The organism is Micromonospora sicca (assembly GCF_003172935.1).
GTDB lineage: Bacteria > Actinomycetota > Actinomycetes > Mycobacteriales > Micromonosporaceae > Micromonospora > Micromonospora sicca.
Window position 1 is genome coordinate 1 of sequence record NZ_QGKS01000511.1, and the last position, 3,314, is coordinate 3,314.

The window sequence follows — 3,314 nt, forward strand, 5'->3', positions numbered from 1 at the left end:
TCACCGCCTCGACCTGCTCATCGGTGATCTTCCGGGTGGCGCCCGGACGAGGCTCGTCGGACAGGCCCTCCAGCCGGTCACGCACGAACCGGGCCCGCCACTTGTTCACCGTCTGCGGCCACACCCCGAGCCTCGCGGCGACGTCCTTGTTCGTCGCGCCTTCCGCGCACGCCAACACGATCCGCGCCCGCAACGCCAACGCCTGCCCGGTTTTCGCCCGACGCGACCAAGACATCAGAGTCTGACGCTCCACATCGGACAAAACCAGCTCGGCCTTCGGGCGCCCTGTTCGCGGCATACCATGAAGCCTACCCGAATTCAGCAGCTAATCAACGACTCAGGACACTAGCTGATCGTCGACGGCGGGAACTTCGACCGGCCCGCGGTGGAGAACGTGCTGATCACGCCCCGCGCCGGGGCGCTCGACCAGACGGCGGCGAAGGCCGCCGCCGACGACACCGCGGCGCGGCTGCGCCAGATCGACGACGACCAAGGCGACCGCGTGCCCTGTCACGCGGACGTGCTGCGTCGCCTCGGTGGGCGCGCCGATGCCGTCCCGCGACGGCCGCGCGCTGCTGGTGCCGATCACCATGTCCGGCGACCCGAAGACCGCCTCGGACCGGGTGCAGCCGCTGCGGGACGAGACCGCGCGCGTCCAGCAGGCGCACCCGCAGTTGCGGGTCGAGCAGGTCGGCGGGCCGTCGATCAACAAGGCGCTGGACGACACCCTGGGCAAGGACTTCAAGCGGGCCGAACTGCTCAGCCTGCCGGTCACCCTGGCCATCCTGATCATCGCGTTCGGGGCGCTGATCGCCGCCGGCGTGCCGGTGCTGCTCGCGCTCTCCTCGGTGGCGGCGGCGATGGGGCTCTCCACCCTCGCCTCGCACCTGGTGCCCGCGACCGACACCACGGCCAGCGTGATCCTGCTGATCGGCATGGCCGTCGGCGTCGACTACTCGCTCTTCTACGTCCGCCGGGAACGGGAGGAACGGGCGAAGGGCCGCTCCGGCCTGGACGCGGTGGAGATCGCGGCGGAGACCTCCGGGCACGCCGTGGTGGTCTCCGGCTTCGCCGTGATCATCTCGATGGCCGGGCTGCTGCTCGCCAACGACGCGGTCTTCTCCTCGCTCGCGGTCGGCTCGATCCTGGTGGTCGCGGTCGCGGTGACCGGCTCGCTGACCGTGCTCCCGGCGCTGCTGGCCAAGCTGGGCCGCTGGGTGGACCGGCCCCGGGTGCCGCTGCTCTGACGGCTCACCGCGCCGCGTACCGGGCGGCCCGGGGAGCGGGCGCCACGGTCTGGCCGGCCGTCCTCAAGCCGGCGCTGCGGGCGCCGCTGGCCACCCTGGTCGTCTCGGTGGGGCTGCTGCTCGCCCTGGCCGCCCCGGCGCTGGGCATGAGGCTGAAGTTCCCCGGCATGGAGGACCTGCCCCGGACCACGGCGGCCATGCAGGCGTACGACCGGCTCACCGCGGCCTTCCCGAGCACCGGCACCAGCCACACCGTGGCGGTGCGGGCGCCGGCCGAGCAGGCCGACCGGGTCCGGGCGGCGCTGACCGACCTGGCCGGGCGGGCCGCCGCCGACCTGCTCTTCGCGCCGGCCGAGGGGGACGGCCCGAAGATCGAGGTGTCGGCGGACCGCCGGGTGTCGGTGCTGGAGGTGGCCACCCCGTACGCCAGCCGCACCGACGAGGCGGCCCGGTCGCTGCACGAGCTGCGCGACGACCTGGCGCCGGCCGCGCTGCGCGGCATCCCGGGCATCGAGTACGCGATCGGCGGTGGCGTCGCCGACAGCGAGGACTACGCCGCACACGTCCGGGACAAGCTGCCCGTGGTGATGGGCTTCGTGCTGGCGCTGACCTTCCTGGTGATGGCCTGGACGTTCCGGTCGGTGGTGATCGCGCTCACCGCCATCGTCCTCAACCTGCTCTCCGCCGGGGCCGCGTACGGGCTGCTGGTGCTGGTCTTCCAGGGTGACTGGGCGGAGGGGGTGCTCGGCTTCACCTCGATGGGGGCGATCGTCTCCTGGCTGCCGCTCTTCCTCTTCGTGGTGCTCTTCGGCCTGTCGATGGACTACCACGTCTTCGTGGTCAGCCGGATCCGGGAGGGCGTCCGCAGCGGCATGTCGAACCGGGACGCGGTGGCGTACGGGATCAGCTCGTCGGCGGGCGTGGTGACCAGCGCGGCGATCGTGATGGTCGGCGTCTTCGCGATCTTCGCCTCGCTCAGCACGATCGACATGAAGCAGCTCGGCATCGGGCTGGCCGCGGCGATCCTGCTGGACGCCACGATCATCCGGGCGGTCGTGCTGCCGTCCCTGATGGCTCTGCTCGGCGACGCGAACTGGTGGGCGCCGCGCTTCCTGCGGGCCCGGGCGGCGACCCCGCCGGCCGACCCGCCCACCCCGGCGCCGGAGCTGGTCGGCGCCCGCTGACCTGCGCCGCACGAGGGGCCCCGGGCGCCGGGGCCCCTCGTCACGTCCCGGTCCCGCGCGAGGCCGCGGGCGCCGCTGCCGGCTGACCACCATCCGTCACGGACGTCGCCACCGCCCGGGCCGGTCAGGGGAGCGGGCAGGACTCCCGCCAGGCGTCCAGGTCGCGGTCCTTGCGGATGGAGGCGAACCCGTACCCGACGGTGGTCACGCAGAACTCGTCCGGGCTGCCGGTGTACTCGACGTGGAAGACCGGCTTGTGGGCGTCGGTGAAGGGCAGCAGCTTGGCGCACTGCCGCCGCCGGACGCACTCCTCGTTGACCGCGAAGTCGAAGTCCGGCGCCAGCGCGGCGACCTGCGGCACGTCGTTGACCAGGCCGGGGGAGAGGTCGAGGGACCGGGCGAGGGTGGCCAGCCGCCGGTTGAACAGCAACTGGTCGTCGAAGTCGAGCGGAAAGCCGGGCCGGTGCAGATACCCGTCGGCATCGGCGAGCGCCACCGCCCCGAAGCCCTTGCCCCGGCACAGCCGGAACCGGTCGGCCAGCACCGGTTTCAGCGTGTCCCACTGCCGCACGTCCAGCCAGCGGCTGCCCGGCCGGCCCGCCACTGCGGTGCCGCGGACGGCGGTCGGGAAGCGGCTGGCGTCCGGGTCCGTGCCGGCGTACGTGCCGACCCGCACCTGGCAGACCAGCCGGCGGTCCCGGGCGCGCAGCGCCGCGGTCTCGGTGGAGGTGGTCCGCACTGGATCGAGCAGGAAGACGTCCGCCTCGGCCGTGACGTCGAGTGGGCCGCTGAGCTGCCACTGCCACTGCCACCGGTGGGCCGACTCGACCGGCCACGGGGTGGGTGCCCCGGGCGGGAGCAGTTCGGCCCGGGGCACCCACCC

The 3,314-nt window shown here is 73.4% G+C and carries 5 protein-coding genes; 2 read left to right on the plus strand and 3 right to left on the minus strand.

Annotated features, from left to right (window positions below):
- Window positions 1–235: helix-turn-helix domain-containing protein (locus DKT69_RS36730; protein ID WP_201750051.1), on the minus strand; the 235-nt coding region annotated here is incomplete at its 3' end.
- 102 nt (window positions 236–337) lie between these two features.
- Window positions 338–592, minus strand: a complete 255-nt coding sequence (locus tag DKT69_RS40500) for a hypothetical protein (RefSeq protein ID WP_236648747.1) — start codon at window positions 590–592, stop codon at window positions 338–340.
- On the opposite strand from DKT69_RS40500, the gene DKT69_RS40505 reads away from it, so the two are divergent.
- Window positions 591–1,247, plus strand: coding sequence for an MMPL family transporter (locus DKT69_RS40505; RefSeq protein ID WP_236648762.1), 657 nt, complete (start codon window positions 591–593; stop codon window positions 1,245–1,247). The genes DKT69_RS40500 and DKT69_RS40505 overlap by 2 nt on opposite strands.
- Before the next feature lie 107 nt (window positions 1,248–1,354).
- A complete protein-coding gene (locus DKT69_RS40510; RefSeq protein ID WP_236648764.1) occupies window positions 1,355–2,431 on the plus strand; it encodes an MMPL family transporter in 1,077 nt (358 codons plus the stop codon).
- A gap of 124 nt (window positions 2,432–2,555) precedes the next feature.
- Here DKT69_RS40510 and DKT69_RS36740 read toward each other — a convergent pair.
- The coding region (locus DKT69_RS36740; RefSeq protein WP_109805946.1) for an endo alpha-1,4 polygalactosaminidase at window positions 2,556–3,314 on the minus strand (759 nt) is incomplete at its 5' end.

Coding starts and splice junctions, on each gene's coding strand:
- DKT69_RS40505 (WP_236648762.1), top strand. CDS start 591: ATGTCCGGCGACCCGAAGACCGCCTCGGACCGGGTGCAGCCGCTGCGG.
- DKT69_RS40500 (WP_236648747.1), bottom strand. CDS start 592: ATGGTGATCGGCACCAGCAGCGCGCGGCCGTCGCGGGACGGCATCGGC.